General features: G+C 73.2%; 7 protein-coding genes and 1 pseudogene. 6 read left to right on the top strand and 2 right to left on the bottom strand.

The window, feature by feature from the left end; genetic code table 11:
• The first annotated feature begins 17 nt into the window (after positions 1-17).
• On the top strand, positions 18-4,631 hold the full coding sequence (locus C3489_RS07700) for a hypothetical protein (protein WP_103781008.1): 4,614 nt from the start codon (positions 18-20) through the stop codon (positions 4,629-4,631).
• 27 nt (positions 4,632-4,658) lie between these two features.
• Here the strand turns inward: C3489_RS07700 and C3489_RS07705 are convergent, their stop codons facing one another.
• Positions 4,659-5,192: a hypothetical protein gene (locus C3489_RS07705; RefSeq protein ID WP_103781009.1), complete on the bottom strand. Its 534-nt coding sequence runs from the start codon at positions 5,190-5,192 to the stop codon at positions 4,659-4,661.
• Between the two features lie 417 nt (positions 5,193-5,609).
• Here C3489_RS07705 and C3489_RS07715 point away from each other — a divergent pair, with 417 nt between their 5' ends.
• The 5 genes and pseudogenes from C3489_RS07715 (at position 5,610) to C3489_RS07735 (ending at position 13,578) form a co-directional block, all read left to right on the top strand.
• Positions 5,610-8,510: a nitrate- and nitrite sensing domain-containing protein gene (locus tag C3489_RS07715; RefSeq protein ID WP_103781026.1), complete on the top strand. Its 2,901-nt coding sequence runs from the start codon at positions 5,610-5,612 to the stop codon at positions 8,508-8,510.
• Positions 8,507-8,938: a roadblock/LC7 domain-containing protein gene (locus C3489_RS07720; RefSeq protein WP_103781011.1), complete on the top strand. Its 432-nt coding sequence runs from the start codon at positions 8,507-8,509 to the stop codon at positions 8,936-8,938. Before C3489_RS07715 ends, C3489_RS07720 begins: the two co-directional genes overlap by 4 nt.
• A gap of 9 nt (positions 8,939-8,947) precedes the next feature.
• Positions 8,948-9,343 carry a DUF742 domain-containing protein gene (locus C3489_RS07725; protein WP_103781012.1) on the top strand — a complete coding sequence of 132 codons (396 nt, stop codon included), beginning with the start codon at positions 8,948-8,950 and terminating at the stop codon, positions 9,341-9,343.
• A gap of 24 nt (positions 9,344-9,367) precedes the next feature.
• Positions 9,368-12,992: pseudogene (locus tag C3489_RS07730) on the top strand (hydantoinase B/oxoprolinase family protein).
• Positions 12,973-13,578 (top strand): ATP/GTP-binding protein, encoded by a 606-nt coding sequence (locus C3489_RS07735; RefSeq protein WP_103781013.1) that lies wholly within the window; start codon positions 12,973-12,975, stop codon positions 13,576-13,578. The pseudogene C3489_RS07730 and the gene C3489_RS07735 overlap by 20 nt, the downstream one beginning before the upstream one ends.
• A gap of 99 nt (positions 13,579-13,677) precedes the next feature.
• On the opposite strand, the gene glpK is transcribed toward C3489_RS07735, so the two are convergent.
• Complete coding sequence (glpK, locus tag C3489_RS07740; RefSeq protein WP_103781014.1) at positions 13,678-15,201, bottom strand: glycerol kinase GlpK; 1,524 nt, start codon at positions 15,199-15,201, stop codon at positions 13,678-13,680.
• Positions 15,202-15,714 lie beyond the last annotated feature (513 nt).

Consider the following 15,714-nt stretch of genomic DNA (forward strand, 5'->3'; position numbering starts at 1 on the left):
ACTGACGAGAGTCCGCCATGTACGAGCTGTCCCGGGTCCGCCTCTACTCCATCGGTCCCGCCGGTGCGCGCTACGCCGACACCGTGCTTGACCTGCGGGGCGTCGGCGAGCCGGTGCCCGATCCCGCGCCCACCCAGGCGGAGTTCTTCGAGGAGGAGCCGGTCGGCCCGCCGCGCCGCCCCGCACCGGCCGGCGTGCTCTTCCTGGAGAACGGCGGCGGCAAGTCCGTCCTGCTCAAGCTGATCTTCTCGGTGATGCTGCCCGGCCACCGCAACACCCTGGGCGGCGCCAGCTCCGGTGTGCTGCGCAAGTTCCTGCTCGCCGACGACTGCGGACACGTCGCGCTGGAGTGGCAGCACGTGCAGACCGGCGAGTGCGTCGTCGTCGGCAAGGTCAGCGAATGGCGCGGGCGTCAGGTCTCCAACGACCCGCGCAAGTTCGCCGAGGCCTGGTACTCCTTCCGGCCCGGCCCCGGCCTCACCCTGGACAACCTGCCGGTCGCCGAGGCCACCGCCATGCGTCCGCCCGCCGAGGGGCAGTCCGGGGCGCAGGGCCGCCGCCGCACCATGAAGGGCTTCCGCGACGCGCTCACCGAGGCCGGCAAGGCGTACCCGCACCTTGAGGTGCACTGGGAGGAGATCCACGAACGCTGGACCGAGCACCTCGGCGACCTCGGCCTGGACCCCGAACTCTTCCGCTACCAGCGGGAGATGAACGCCGACGAGGGCGAGGCGGCCGGCCTGTTCGCGGTGAAGAAGGACTCCGACTTCACCGACCTGCTGCTGCGCGCGGTCACCGACACCCGCGACACCGACGGGCTCGCCGACCTGGTCGGCGGCTTCGGCAACAAGCTCGGCCGGCGCGCGGAGCTGATCGCCGAACGCGACTTCACCGCCGGCTCCGTCGACCTGCTCGGCCGGATCGTCGAAGCCGCCGACGCCCGCGCACGCGCGCGTGACGTCCACACCGGCGCCGAGCGACGCACCCGGACCCTGGCCCGCCGGCTGACGGCGCGGGCGGTGCAGGAGCGCGCCCGCGCCACCGACCTCGCCCAGCGGGTCACGGCCGCCGCCTACGCCGTCACCCACGCCGAGTCCGCCCGCGAGCACAGCGCCCTCATCGCGGCCGAACTCGCCTACCGCCACGCCTCGCTGGCGCTCGCCGCCGCCGAGAAGGCCGCCGCCGCGCAGAAGCGGGAGCTGGCCGACGCCCGCACCCTGCACGCCGCCTGGCAGGCCGCCGAGGCCGTGCTGCGGCACCGCGCCGCCGCCGACCGGGTCGCCCGGGTGTCCGCCGCCATCCAGGAGGCCGAACGCGACGCGGCTCCCGCGCTGGCCGCCCGCACCAAGGCCGCCGTGGACCTCGTGCGGGCCCTGCACGCGGCCGCCGAGAGCGCCGAGACCCTCGCCAACGAGGAGGAGGAGCGCTCCGCTCAACTCCAGGAGGTCAGCGACGCGGCCTACCGGGACTCCACCTCCGCCGCCACCGAAGCCCAGCGCGCCCGCAGCGAGGCCGGGCATCTGCGCCAGCGCCTGACCGAGGTCGAGCAGGAGACCGCCGAGGCCGTGCGCGCCGGCTGGCTCGACGACAGCACACCCGACGCCGACCCGGCGCGTGCCGCCCTCGCTGCCAGCGACGCCGAGAAGACCGCCGTGGCCGCCTGGGACACCGCCCGTGAGGCCGCCCGCCGGGCCACCGAGCACGCGCGCGAGGCGGCCGCCGCCGAGACCCGCGCCGAACTGACCGCAGCCCGCGCCGCCGACGCCGCCACCGCCGCCGAACGCTCCTACGACGGCGAGCGCCGCACCGCCGAGGCACTGGCCCGCGAGGAACGGCTCGCCGAGCTGCTCGGCCTGACCGACACGCGCTCCGCCATCCCGCAGCCCCGGCAGGGCGACGACGACGGCGGGCGCGGCGCCCTCACGCCGGAGGAGCTCGACCGCTGCGCCGACGAACTGCGCGAACTCCTCGACGACGCCGTCTCCTCCGCCGAACGCCAGCTGTTCGAGCTGCGCACCGCCGCCGCCGACGACGCCCGCATCCTCGGCGCGCTCGGCGACGGCGGGCTGCTGCCGCCCGGCCCGGACGTCCTCGCCACCGTCGAGTTCCTCGGCGAGCACGGCATCCCCGCGCTGCCCGGCTGGCGCTACCTCGCCCAGGCCGTCGACCCCGCCGACCACGCGCGCGTGCTGGCCGCCCGGCCCGAACTGGTCGACGGCGTGATCATCACCGACCCCGACTCGCACGCCCGCGCCCGCCAGGCGCTCGGCGACGCGGCCCTGCTGCCCCGCTCCGCCGTCGCCGTCGGCACGGCCGCCGCGCTGCTCGCCCCGACCCCGGCAGCGGAATCGGACACCGGGGACGTGTTCCTCGTGCCGCCGAACCCGGCCATGCACGACGAGCACGCCGCCGACGAGGAACGCCAGGCGCTGCGCGCCCGGGCCACCGAGCGCGACGAGGAGATCCGTGCGCTCGCCGCCCGCCTCGGCAAGGACCGCGAGCTGGCGGCCCGGCTCGCCTCCTGGCGCACCGGCTGCCCGCCCGGCCGGCTGGTCGAACTCGCCGAGACCGCCCGCGAGGCGCGCGCGTTCGCCGAGGAGACCGAGGCCGAGCTGGCCGAGGCCCGCACCGCCCGCGCCGAGGCCGAGGAGACGGCCGCCGAGGCGGTCCGCGTCCGCGACGAGCGGCAGGAGGCCGCGCAGAAGGCCCGCCGCGCCGCCGACGCCCTGGCCGGACTCGCCTTCCGGCTCCGCGAACGCGCCGGCTGGCAGGCCCGCCTGCGTGAACTCGCCGACGAGGCCACCGAGTCCGAGGCCCGCGCCCAGGCCTGTCTGGAGCGGGCCCGCGCCGCCGACGAGGACCGCCGCGCCGCCCAGCGCGCCGCCGACGACGCCCGCCGCACCGCCCGCGCACTGCGCGCCGAGCGCTCCGAGATCGCCGGCGCCCCCGACGACGTACCGGAGAGCGACGGGGACGCGCCCAAGTCGTCCCTGCCCGCCCTGCGCGAGGCCTACCGGGCCGCCTCCCAGGTGTACGAGAAGGTCGGTGTCGGCGCCGACCTGCGCGCCGAGCAGGCCCGCGCCGAGAGCGACGAGAGCGCCGCCCGCGCCGAACTGGACCGGCTCAGCAACAAGGTACGCACCCGCGCCGAGCAGCTCCTGCAGTCCCCCGACGGCTCCGACGGGCCGTCCCGGCAGGCGGCCGCCGCCCGCGCGGAGGAGCTGGTGCAGCTCCTGGAGACCCGCATGTCCAACGCCAGCGAACAGCTCGGCCGGCTGCGCGGCGAGGCCGAACGCCACGCCCCCGAGGACGGCGAGGCCCACACCGAACTGCCCGAGGAACTGATCCCGCGCGACGCCGACCACGCCCAGGCCCTGCTGCGCACGGCCACCGCCGAACTCGCCTCCCATACCGAGGCGCTGGCCCAGGCCCGCGACGCGCACGCCGAGCTGCTCCAGGCCCACCGCGCCGCCGAGGACGCCGTCGGCGGCTTCGAGGAACTCGCCGCGATGCTCCGCGACCTGCTGCGCGAGCACGCGAGCGACGAGGAGCAGGAGGAGCCCGAGCCCTACCCCGGCACCCTGGAGGAGGCCCGCCAGGCCGCCGCCGAGACCCGCCGCTCGCTGCGCGGCTGCGCCGCCGACCTGTCCGCCGCCGAGGCGTCCGTCCGCGAGGCGAGCGACGTCCTCGTCCGGCACGCCAACTCCACCCGCTACGAGCAGGTCCGCACCCCGGCCCGGCAGCAGATCCGCGAGCTGCCCGCCTCCGCGCTGCCCGAGCACGCCCAGAAGTGGGCCGACGCCTTCGCGCCCCGCCTGCGCGTCCTCACCGACGAGCTGGCCCAGCTGGAGCGCAACCGCGACTCCATCGTGGACCGGCTGCGCGGACTGGTGGAGTCCGCGCTGGCCACCCTGCGCTCGGCCCAGAGGCTGTCCCGGCTGCCCGAAGGGCTCGGCGAGTGGTCCGGTCAGGAGTTCCTGCGCATCCGCTTCGAGGAACCCGACCAGGCCACCCTCACCGAGCGGCTCGGCGAGGTCGTCGACGAGGCCACCCGTGCGGCGGTGAAGAAGAACTCCGACCTGCGCCGCGACGGCATGTCCCTGCTGCTGCGCGGGGTGGCGGCCGCCCTTCAGCCCAAGGGCGTCGCCGTGGAGATCCTCAAGCCGGACGCCGTGCTGCGCGCCGAGCGGGTGCCCGTCGGGCAGATGGGCGACGTGTTCTCCGGCGGCCAGCTGCTCACCGCCGCGATCGCGCTGTACTGCACGATGGCCGCGCTGCGCTCCAACGACCGGGGCCGGGACAAGCACCGGCACGCCGGCACGCTGTTCCTCGACAACCCCATCGGCCGCGCCAACGCCACCTACCTGCTGGAGCTCCAGCGGGCCGTGTCCGACGCGCTCGGCGTGCAGCTGCTGTACACCACCGGCCTGTTCGACACCACCGCCCTCGCGGAGTTCCCGCTGGTCATCCGGTTGCGCAACGACGCCGACCTGCGGGCGGGCCTGAAGTACATCAGCGTCGAGGAACATCTGCGGCCGGGGCTGCCGCAGCAGATCCCCGCCGGGGAGGCGGCGCACAGCGAGATCACGGCGACCCGGATGTACAAGCGCCCGACGCCGGCCACTTCCTAGGTACGCGCCCGGTGGTGCGGAGCGGCGTCACGGGTGGGACAGCTGCCCGGCGCCCCCGCGCCGCCGTATTCGCCCCTGGCTCCGCTCGGCGGCACGCATCTCCCGCCGGGTCCGGCGCCGCTCGCGGCGCAGCGCCCGCGCGGAGCTGCTCGGCGCCGACACCACGCCGTTGCGCTGGTTCCACACCTGGCGCGTCACCCACACATCGACGGCGCCCCAGGTGGCCACCACCGTACTGGCGAGGCTGCTGAGCACCATCGGGAAGGCGAGCCAGGACCCGGCCATCGTGCACAGGAAGGCCACCACGGCCTGTATCAGCGTCACGGCGATGATCAGTACCGCCCGCACGGCGGCCGTACGCACCGGATCGGGCAGCCGCCGCCGTCGCGCGGGCTCCTCGACCCACAACGGCCGGTAAACCGGCCGTTCTTGGGGTGTGGCTCGCCCGGTCGGCTCCCCACCGGCTGGAATGTCGAGATCCGGCCGCTGAGCGTCCCGCCGCGCCGTCGAGCGTTCCGCCGCGACGTCCCCAGGCGCCTGGCCCCGCTCCGCCGTGCCCATCAACGTGCCCCTCCCCACTGCCGGTCGGACCACCCGGTGCCGGAAGACGTCCGGCTCTCCACTGGCTGCCCGGCTTGCGCTGTTTCATGCCGCCGAGAGACGGGATGCGGCTCCTGTGACCCCTTCCGCCCCCATTTCCCGTAGAGAAGGACGAACGGGACCGTCCGAAGATTCCCACGACACGAAAGAATTCGGCCAGTTCACCCCTTGGGGTACACAGGCCGAGTCCGCCTCGCACCGCCGAACCCAGGCGACAATCTCCCGCATTGCCCGGACACCTCCCCATGTCGTGCCACCAGTACGGAAGTTCAGGTTCCGGACGGCTCTTCGAGTTACCTGTGCGTCGGTAGTAGGCTCGCGCCGTTTGTTGACGCACATGTGTACCCCCTGCCGGTGGGGGTTGAGCTGGGGGAGGCCATGCGCTTTCGCGGGAAGTCGATCCGCCGGAAGATCGTGGCGCTGCTTCTCGTGCCGCTGCTGTCCCTGACCGCGATATGGGGCTTCGCCACGGTGCTCACCGGACGGGAGGCCAGCCGGCTGTTCAGCGTGTCCTCCGTGATGGAGAACATCGGCTACCCCGTCGAGGACACCGCCCGTGTCCTGCAGCAGGAGCGCCGGCAGACCCTCGTCTACCTCGCCGACCCGCGCGCCGCCGACGCGCTGTCCGCACTGCGGCGCACCCGCACCGCCACCGACAAGGCCGTCGCCGAGGTACGCCGCAACGCCGCCGACTCCGATCTGCGCGAGGACCTCGACACGGACGACGGCGAGGGCGTCACCGCGATCCTCGACGCCTTCGACGGCATCGACTCGCTGCGTCACAGCGTCGAACAGGGCACCGTCACCCGCTCCCAGGCCTACGACCTCTACAACCGCCTGGTCGACCCGTGCTACGCGCTGCTGTCCAAACTCGACGTGGTCGACAGCGTCGAGATGGACAAGGAGTACCGGGCCCTCGTCAGCACCGCCCGGGCCCGCGAGCTGCTCTCCCGCGAGGACGCCCTCCTAGGATCCGCCCTGGTGGTCGGGAGGATCAGCCGCGCCGAGCTGCGCCACGTCTCCGAACTCGTCGCCCAGCGGGAGGTCCTCTACGAGGTCAGCCTGCCGCAGCTGCCCGCCTCCGAGCGCGAGCGCTACGAACGCTTCTGGAAGAACGCCACCACGGCACCGCTGCGCACCGCCGAGCAGTCCGTCGCCTCCGCGACCCCCGGAGACATGCCCCGCGGTGTCACCGCCAGGAACTGGGACACCACCGCCGGAAACGTGCTCCAGGAACTCGGCGCCCTCGACGACCAGGTGAGCGACCGCTACCAGGACCGGGTCCGCCCCGTCGCCATGAACGTCATCGTCAAGGCCGTCTTCGCCGCCGCGCTCGGCCTTGTCGCCCTGCTGCTGTCGCTGCTGCTGTCGGTGCGCATCGGGCGCACCCTCGTCCGCGACCTGCGCCAGCTGCGCATGGAGGCGCACGAGGCGTCCGGCGTCCGGCTGCCCAGTGTGATGCGGCGCCTGTCGGCGGGCGAACAGGTCGACGTGGAGACCGAGGTTCCGCGCCTGGAGTACGACAAGAACGAGATCGGCGAGGTCGGCCAGGCCCTCAACACCCTGCAGCGCGCCGCCGTCGAGGCCGCCGTCAAGCAGGCCGAGCTGCGGGCCGGCGTCTCCGAGGTGTTCGTCAACCTCGCCCGCCGCAGCCAGGTCCTGCTGCACAAGCAGCTCACCCTGCTCGACACCATGGAGCGCAGGACCGAGGACACCGAGGAACTCGCCGACCTCTTCCGCCTCGACCATCTGACCACCCGCATGCGCCGGCACGCCGAGGGCCTGGTGATCCTCTCCGGCGCCGCGCCCTCCCGGCAGTGGCGCAAACCCGTCCAGCTCATGGACGTGGTCCGGGCCGCCGTCGCGGAGGTGGAGGACTACGAGCGCATCGAGGTGCGCCGCCTGCCCCGGGTCGCCGTCACCGGCCCGGCCGTCGCCGACCTCACCCACCTGGTGGCCGAGCTCCTGGAGAACGCCACCGTCTTCTCGCCTCCGCACACCGCCGTCCAGGTCGTCGGCGAGCGGGTCGCCAACGGCTTCACCCTGGAGATCCACGACCGGGGCCTGGGCATGACGGGCGAGGCCCTGCTGGACGCCAACCTGCGCCTCGCCGAGACACCCGAGTTCGAACTGTCGGACACCGACCGGCTCGGTCTGTTCGTGGTCAGCCGCCTCGCCCAGCGCCAGAACGTCCGGGTCTCCCTTCAGCCGTCCCCCTACGGCGGCACCACCGCGGTGGTCTTCATCCCCGACGCGTTGCTGAGCGACGACGTCCCCGACACCAACGGCATCGGCTTCCGCCTCGACCGCCCGCACGCCGCCAAGGAGGCCAAGGCGGCCGGCGGGCGCAAGGCCGCCCTGACCCAGGGGTCCGCGCAGCTGCCGGGCCTGCCCGCCTCCCTGCTGGACGGACCGGTCGAGCTGGACGCCCCCGTCGATCTGGACGCGCTCGGCGACCTGCCCGACATCCTCGACGCGGACAGCGAAAGCGGCGGTCTCTTCCGGCCTCGCCGCTCCCTGACCGGGTCGCTGGACGGTCCCGACGGTGCCGCCGACGAGCACCGCGGGTCGCTGCGCGGCAACCGCGTCTCCCGCCCCGCCCTGGACGGCTCCGACGCGGACGACCGGGCCGCCGGCGCCGGCCCCGTGCCGTTGCCCCGACGCCACACGCCCAAGCTGGTCAGCTCGCACGGCCGCCCGGTCGGCGAGCGGCGTCCGCGACGGGACGAGCCGGACGAGGAGCCGCCGCCCCGGCCGGGGCGGCGCCCGTCGTCCGACGCCGAGGCGGAGCCCCGGCAGCCGCGGCGCACCTCGTCCGGCGGGGAGAACCTGGCGCCGCTGCCGACCCGTCGGCGGGGCGGCCCCGCCCCGCACCGCCGCGGCACGGACGACCGGCGGCCGGCCGAACCGCTCTCCCCGACGCCGCCGGAGGACACCTCGGCCGGTGACCGCGCCCCCGAAGGCGACCTCACCCCGCCCGGCGGCACGGACACCACCCGGACCGCCCCGCCCGCCGCCGAGGCCGCACCGCCCGGCGCCGGCCTGGGCCCGCTGCCCCGCAGGGTGCGCCAGGCCAACCTGGCACCCCAGCTCAAGGCACCCGTCCGCGACACCCCGGCCACGGCGAGCGAGCCCGCGGACCGGGACGCGGACGAAGTACGCAGCCGTATGGCCTCGCTCCAGCGCGGCTGGCAGCGCGGCCGCGAGGAGAACGCCGCGGGCGACGACGCCCAGCGCGGCACAGCACCACAGGGAACGACTAAGGGGGACGGTCGATGACCGCACCGCAGCCGACCGGCCGCACGCACACCAACGGGGAGCTCAACTGGCTGCTCGACGACCTCGTGGACCGGGTCGCGAGCATCCGCAAGGCCATCGTGCTCTCGGGCGACGGCCTGCCGACAGGCGTGTCCAAGGATCTGACCAGGGAGGACAGCGAGCACCTCGCCGCCGTCGCCTCGGGTTTCCACAGCCTCGCCAAGGGCGTCGGCCGGCACTTCGAGGCCGGCAACGTACGCCAGACCGTGGTGGAACTCGACGACGCCTTCCTCTTCGTCACCGCCGCGGGCGACGGCAGCTGCCTCGCCGTGCTGTCGGACGCCGACTCGGACGTCGGTCAGGTCGCCTACGAGATGACCCTCCTCGTCAAGCGCGTCGGAGTGCATCTGGGCACCGCGCCGCGCACCGATCTGCCCTCCGGCGGGTAGTGAGAGGTCATGAGCGCAGACGGTCAGGCAAGCAGCCGCTGGTTCGACGAGGACGCCGGACCGGTCGTCCGCCCGTACGCCATGACGCGCGGCCGCACCACCAGTGCGGCCCAGCACCGCCTCGACCTGATCGCGGTGGTCGTCACGGAACCGGACGCGCACGACCCGGAAGCCGATCCCACGCTCTCCCCGGAGCACGTGCACATCGTCGAGCTCTGCCGCACCGCTCCGCAGTCGGTGGCCGAGCTGGCCGCCGAACTCGATCTGCCCATCGGCGTGGTCCGGGTCCTCGTCGGCGATCTCGTGGCCGCCGAACTCGTCCATGTGAACCGGCCGGTCCCCCCGGCCGAACTGCCGGACGAGAGTATTCTGCGCGACGTGATCAACGGCCTGCGAGCGCTGTGAACAGCGCGGAAGCGGGGTGAGGACATGACGGGCTGGCAGTTCTGGGTCGACCGGGGCGGCACCTTCACCGACATCGTCGCGCGCCGCCCGGACGGCCGTCTGCTGACGCACAAGCTGCTCTCGGACAGCCCCACACGCCACGGTGACGCAGCCGTCGCCGGGGTGCGCGCGCTGCTCGCCGGCTCCACGGATCCGGTGGAGGCCGTACGCATGGGCACCACGGTCGCCACCAACGCCCTGCTCGAACGCAAAGGCGAACGCACCCTGCTGGTGATCACCCGAGGGTTCCGCGACGCCCTGCGCATCGCCTACCAGAACCGCCCCCGCATCTTCGCCCGCCGCATCGAGCTCCCGGAGTCGCTCTACGAGCGGGTCGTCGAGGTCGACGAACGCATGGCCGCCGACGGAACCGTGCTGCGCGCCCCCGATCTGGACGCTCTCGCCGGACCCCTTGAGCAGGCGTACGACGACGGGATCCGCGCCGTGGCCGTGGTCTGTCTGCACAGCCATCTCCACCCGGCCCACGAACAGGCCGTCGGCGCGCTGGCCGCGCGCATCGGCTTCCCGCAGATCTCGCTGTCCAGCGGGGTCAGCCCGCTGATGAAGATCGTCCCGCGCGGGGACACCGCCGTCGTCGACGCCTACCTCTCGCCCGTGCTGCGCCGGTACGTCCAGCATGTCGGCGACGAACTGACGGGCGTCCGGCTGATGTTCATGCAGTCCAACGGCGGCCTCGCGGAGGCCGGGCAGTTCCGCGGCAAGGACGCCATCCTGTCGGGTCCCGCGGGCGGCATCGTCGGCATGGCCCGCATGTCGCAGCTGGCCGGTTTCGACCGGGTCATCGGCTTCGACATGGGCGGCACCTCCACCGACGTCTCCCACTTCGCCGGCGCCTACGAGCGGGTCTTCACCACACAGATCGCCGGGGTCCGGCTGCGCGCCCCCATGCTCGACATCCACACCGTCGCGGCCGGCGGCGGCTCCGTCCTGCACTTCGACGGCTCCCGCTACCGCGTAGGGCCGGACTCGGCGGGCGCGGACCCCGGCCCGGCCTGCTACCGCGCCGGCGGACCCCTCGCCGTGACGGACGCCAACGTCATGCTCGGCCGTATCCAGCCCGCGCACTTCCCCGAGGTCTTCGGCCCGGACGGCGACCAGCCTCTGGACGCCGGCGTCGTGCGTGACGGCTTCACCGCGCTCGCCCGGAGGATCCGCGACGACACCGGCGACGACCGCACCCCCGAGCAGGTCGCCGAGGGCTACCTGCAGATCGCCGTGGCCAACATCGCCAACGCCGTCAAGCGGATCTCCGTGCAGAAGGGCCACGACGTCACCCGCTACACCCTCACCACCTTCGGTGGCGCGGGCGGGCAGCACGCCTGCATGGTCGCCGACTCCCTCGGCATCCGCACCGTGCTCGTCCCGCCCATGGCCGGCCTCCTGTCCGCCCTCGGCATCGGCCTCGCCGACACCACCGCCATGCGCGAGCAGTCGGTCGAGGCCCCGCTCGAACCCTCCGCCATGCCCGGCGTGCACCGCACGGCAGACGAGCTTGAGGCCGCCGCCCGGGCCGAACTCCTCGCCGAGGAGGTGCCCGAGGACCGCATCCGCGTCAGCCGCCGCGCCCAGCTGCGCTACGACGGCACCGACACCACCCTCACCGTCGAGCTGACCGAGCCGCACCGCATGCGGCAGGCGTTCGAAGAACGTCATCGCGCCACGTACTCCTTCACGCTCGACCGCCCGATCGTCGTCGAAGCCCTCTCCGTCGAAGCCACCGGCATCACCGAACCCCCCGATCTGTCCGCCCTCGCCCCGTACGAAGGCCGTCCCGCCGCGCCCGAGACCGTCCGCCTGCACACGGGCGGCGCCTGGCGCGACGTACCCCTGCACCGCCGCGAGCACCTGCCTCCCGGCCGCGCCGTCACCGGCCCCGCGATCATCACGGAGGCCGGCGCGACCACCGTCGTCGACGACGGCTGGCGGGCCGCCGCCCGCGACGACGGGCATCTGGTCATGGAACGCGTCGCGGTCACGCAGAGTTCCGAAGCCGACACAAAAGCCGACCCGGTTCTGCTGGAGATCTTCAACAACCTGTTCATGTCCATCGCGGAGCAGATGGGCGCCCGCCTGGAGTCCACGGCCCAGTCCGTCAACATCAAGGAGCGCCTGGACTTCTCCTGCGCCCTGTTCGACCCCGACGGAAACCTGGTGGCCAATGCCCCGCACATCCCCGTCCACCTGGGCTCGATGGGCACCAGCGTCAAGGAGGTCATCCGGCGCCGCGGCGCGCTGATGCGGCCCGGGGACACCTACGCCGTCAACGACCCGTACCACGGCGGCACCCACCTGCCCGACGTCACGGTGATCACCCCCGTCTTCGACACGGAGGGTGAGCGCGTCCTCTTCCACGTCGCCTCCCGGGGCCACCACGCGGAGATCGGCGGCATCGCGCCGGGCTCCATGCCCGCCAACAGCCGGACCATCGAGGAGGAAGGGGTCCTCTTCGACAACTGGCTGCTCACCGAGGGCGGCCGCTTCCGCGAGGAGGAGACACGGCGCCTGCTCACCGACGCGCCCTTCCCCTCCCGCAACCCCGGGACCAACCTCGCCGACCTGCGCGCCCAGATCGCCGCCAACCACAAGGGTGTCGAAGAGGTCGGCCGCATGATCGACACCTACGGCCTCGACGTCGTCCAGGCGTACATGAGACACGTCCAGGACAACGCGGAGGAAGCCGTCCGCCGGGTGATCGATGCCCTGGACGACGGCGAGTACGCCTACGAGACCGACTCCGGCGCGGTCATCCGGGTACGCGTGCGCGTGGACCGCGAACAGCGCTCGGCCACCATCGACTTCACCGGCACCTCCGCCCAGCTGGACACCAACTTCAACGCGCCCTTCTCGGTCGTCAACGCGGCCGTCCTGTACGTCTTCCGCACCCTCGTCGCCGACGACATCCCGCTCAACGACGGCTGCCTGCGGCCGCTGAGGATCGTCGTGCCGCCCGGCTCCATGCTCGCGCCCGAGCCGCCCGCCGCCGTGGTCGCGGGCAACGTGGAGACCTCCCAGGCCATCACCGGCGCGCTGTACGCGGCGCTGGGCGTGCAGGCCGAGGGGTCCGGCACGATGAACAACGTCACCTTCGGCAACGACCGGCACCAGTACTACGAGACCGTCGCCTCCGGGTCCGGCGCCGGCGACGGCTTCCCCGGCGCGAGCGTCGTCCAGACCCATATGACGAACTCCCGGCTGACCGACCCGGAAGTGCTGGAGTGGCGGCTTCCGGTGCGGCTGGAGGAGTTCGCGGTCCGGCACGGCAGCGGCGGCGCCGGACAGTGGCGCGGCGGTGACGGCGCGGTGCGCCGCATCCGCTTCGGCGCCCCCATGACCGTCTCCACGCTGTCCCAGCACCGCAGGGTGCCGCCCTACGGGATGGCGGGAGGTGAGCCGGGCGCCCTGGGCGCCAACCGCATCGAACGCGCCGACGGCACCGTGACCGAACTGCGCGGCAGCGACTCGGCCGACGTCGCACCCGGCGACGTTCTCGTCATCGAGACCCCCGGCGGCGGGGGCTACGGCACCCCTCCGTCCCATCCGAACGAACCATCGAGCAGGAGAAGAGACCGATGATCTTCGGGCGCTCTGAACGCGGCAAGCCCCCGGTCGAGCCCGTCACGCTCAAGATCCTCGTGGCCGGCGGCTTCGGCGTGGGCAAGACCACCCTGGTCGGCGCGGTCAGCGAGATCAGACCGCTGCGCACCGAGGAACTGCTCACCGAGGTGGGACGGCCCGTCGACGACACCCGCGGCGTGGAAAGCAAGCACACCACCACCGTCGCGATGGACTTCGGGCGCATCACGCTCCGCGAGGACCTCGTGCTCTACCTCTTCGGCACCCCCGGCCAGGAACGGTTCTGGTTCATGTGGGACGAGTTGTCGGAAGGCGCGCTCGGCGCGGTCGTCCTCGCCGACACCCGCCGCCTGGAGGACTGCTTCGCGGCGATCGACTACTTCGAGCGCCGCGCCATCCCGTTCGTGGTCGGCGTGAACTGCTTCGAGGGCGCCGCACGCTACCCCGCCGAGGACGTCCGCGCGGCCCTCGACCTGGACGACCACGTCCCCCTGGTGCTGTGCGACGCACGCGACCGCGCGTCGGTCAGGGACGTGCTGATCGGCGTGGTCCAGCACGCCATGGCGTACGCGGCGGAGCAGCGCCAGGCCGTCACCACCTGACGCACGGGTGCGGCTCGTACCCCCGCCGACCGGGGTACGAGCCGCGGTCCCGTGCACGCCTACGCGCGCGTGCCCGGGCGCTGCGCCACGCGCTTGTGCCTAGGCGCCGTCACCGTCCTCCAGCCAGCCGAAGCTCTTCTCGACCGCCTTGCGCCAGTTGTGGTACTCCCGCTCGCGCACCGAGTCCTCCATCGACGGCGTCCACTCGGCGTCCTTCTGCCAGTGCGCCTTCAGCTCGTCCAGGTCGTTCCACACCCCGGTGGCCAGGCCGGCGGCGTAGGCCGCGCCCAGGCAGGTGGTCTCGGAGACCCTGGGCCGGATCACCGGCACCCCGAGAACGTCGGCCTGGTGCTGCATGAGCAGGTTGTTCTTGGTCATGCCGCCGTCGACCTTCAGGCTGGTGATCTCCACACCGGAGTCCTGGTACATGGCGTCGACGACCTCACGCGTCTGCCAGCTCGTGGCCTCCAGCACCGCGCGGGCGAGGTGAGCCTTGGTCACGTACCGGGTCAGGCCGGTGACCACGCCCCGCGCGTCCGAGCGCCAGTACGGGGCGAACAGTCCGGAGAACGCGGGGACGATGTACGCGCCGCCGTTGTCCTCCACACTCGCCGCGAGCGGCTCGATCTCGTCAGCCGTACGGATGATGCCGAGCTGGTCGCGGAACCACTGCACCAGCGCGCCCGTTATCGCGATGGCCCCCTCCAGGCAGTAGACCGGCGCCTCGTCCCCGATCTTGTAGCCCATCGTCGTCAGCAGTCCGCTCTTGGACGGCACCGGCCGGTTGCCGGTGTTGAGCAGCAGGAAGCTGCCCGTGCCGTAGGTGTTCTTCGCCGTGCCCACGTCGTAGCAGGCCTGCCCGAACACGGCCGCCTGCTGGTCGCCCAGCGCGGACGCCACGGGTACGCCCGCGAGCTGGCCGACGGCCGTGCCGTACACCTCCGAGGAGGACCGGATCTCGGGCAGCACCGCTTCCGGCACGTTCATCGCGGACAGGATGGAGGGCTCCCACTGGAGCGTTTCGAGGTTCATCAGCATGGTGCGCCCGGCGTTGGTCACGTCGGTGACGTGCCGCCCGCCGTCCGTGCCGCCGGTGAGGTTCCAGATGAGCCAGGAGTCGATGGTGCCGAACGCGATCTCACCGCTCTCGGCGCGGGCCCGCAGGTCGGGCACGTTGTCGAGCAGCCAGGCGGCCTTCGGGCCCGAGAAATAGCTCGCCAGCGGCAGTCCGGTCTGCTCGCGGAAGCGGTCCTGGCCGTCGGATCCCCCCAGTTCCCGGCAGAGCCCGGCGGTCCGGGTGTCCTGCCAGACGATGGCGTTGTGCACGGGCTTGCCCGTGGCGCGGTCCCACAGGACCGTCGTCTCGCGCTGGTTGGTGATGCCGAGCGCGCTAAGCTGGTCCGCGCGCAGCCCGGCCTTGGCGACCGCGCCGGCGACCACGGCCTGCACCTTCGACCAGATCTCGGTGGCGTCGTGCTCGACCCAACCAGGCTTGGGGAAGATCTGGCGGTGCTCGCGCTGGTCCACGGCGACGATCTCGCCCGAGTGGTTGAAGATGATGCAGCGGCTCGACGTGGTGCCCTGGTCGATGGCGGCTACATACTTCTCGGCGTTGTCCGTCATGGCTACCCCTTGGGCTTCGGCTCGACAGGCTGGGTGGTGGACGAGGCCCGCGCGTGTCCTGCCGTCAGCGGGCCGGCGCCGGGACCAGGAGTCGCTCCGATCAAAGGTGCGGTGGCTGCGCTGCTCATGGCGGCTCCCGGGTCCGGCCGATGATCAACCTCGGTGCTCCGTGCAGGGTGCGCTTTCCGTGGCCGCTCAGGTCGTGGGCGGGGAGCCTGCGGCGCCCCGTCCGGCGTCCGTCCGTGACGAGCGTTGCCATCGCAGCCGACCCGCCCCGAGACAGGCCTGGTACGCAGAGAGCCCACGCGGCACGTGCGTGATACGCCGAGAATGTACGGCGATGTCGGCTGACACCGGGAAGTCTTCCCCCGTGCTCAGGGAGCGTCAAGGCGAGCGACCGCGTGCATCGGACCCCTCACACAGAGAGATCGCCCACCCGTTCGAACAGGCCCGCGGGATGTGGGTGACCTTCAGCCTCCCAAAGCCCCGCAGAATCCCCCCGGAGCGCCCGGA

The sequence above is a fragment of the Streptomyces sp. Ru71 genome (assembly GCF_002920535.1).
Taxonomy (GTDB): Bacteria; Actinomycetota; Actinomycetes; order Streptomycetales; family Streptomycetaceae; genus Streptomyces.

What these genes read in the sequence shown, in the direction of transcription:
- C3489_RS07720 (WP_103781011.1), top strand. Translation starts at nt 8,507, where the DNA reads ATGACCGCACCGCAGCCGACCGGCCGCACGCACACCAACGGGGAGCTC.
- glpK (WP_103781014.1), bottom strand. Translation starts at nt 15,201, where the DNA reads ATGACGGACAACGCCGAGAAGTATGTAGCCGCCATCGACCAGGGCACC.
- C3489_RS07700 (WP_103781008.1), top strand. Translation starts at nt 18, where the DNA reads ATGTACGAGCTGTCCCGGGTCCGCCTCTACTCCATCGGTCCCGCCGGT.
- C3489_RS07725 (WP_103781012.1), top strand. Translation starts at nt 8,948, where the DNA reads ATGAGCGCAGACGGTCAGGCAAGCAGCCGCTGGTTCGACGAGGACGCC.
- C3489_RS07715 (WP_103781026.1), top strand. Translation starts at nt 5,610, where the DNA reads ATGCGCTTTCGCGGGAAGTCGATCCGCCGGAAGATCGTGGCGCTGCTT.
- C3489_RS07735 (WP_103781013.1), top strand. Translation starts at nt 12,973, where the DNA reads ATGATCTTCGGGCGCTCTGAACGCGGCAAGCCCCCGGTCGAGCCCGTC.
- C3489_RS07705 (WP_103781009.1), bottom strand. Translation starts at nt 5,192, where the DNA reads ATGGGCACGGCGGAGCGGGGCCAGGCGCCTGGGGACGTCGCGGCGGAA.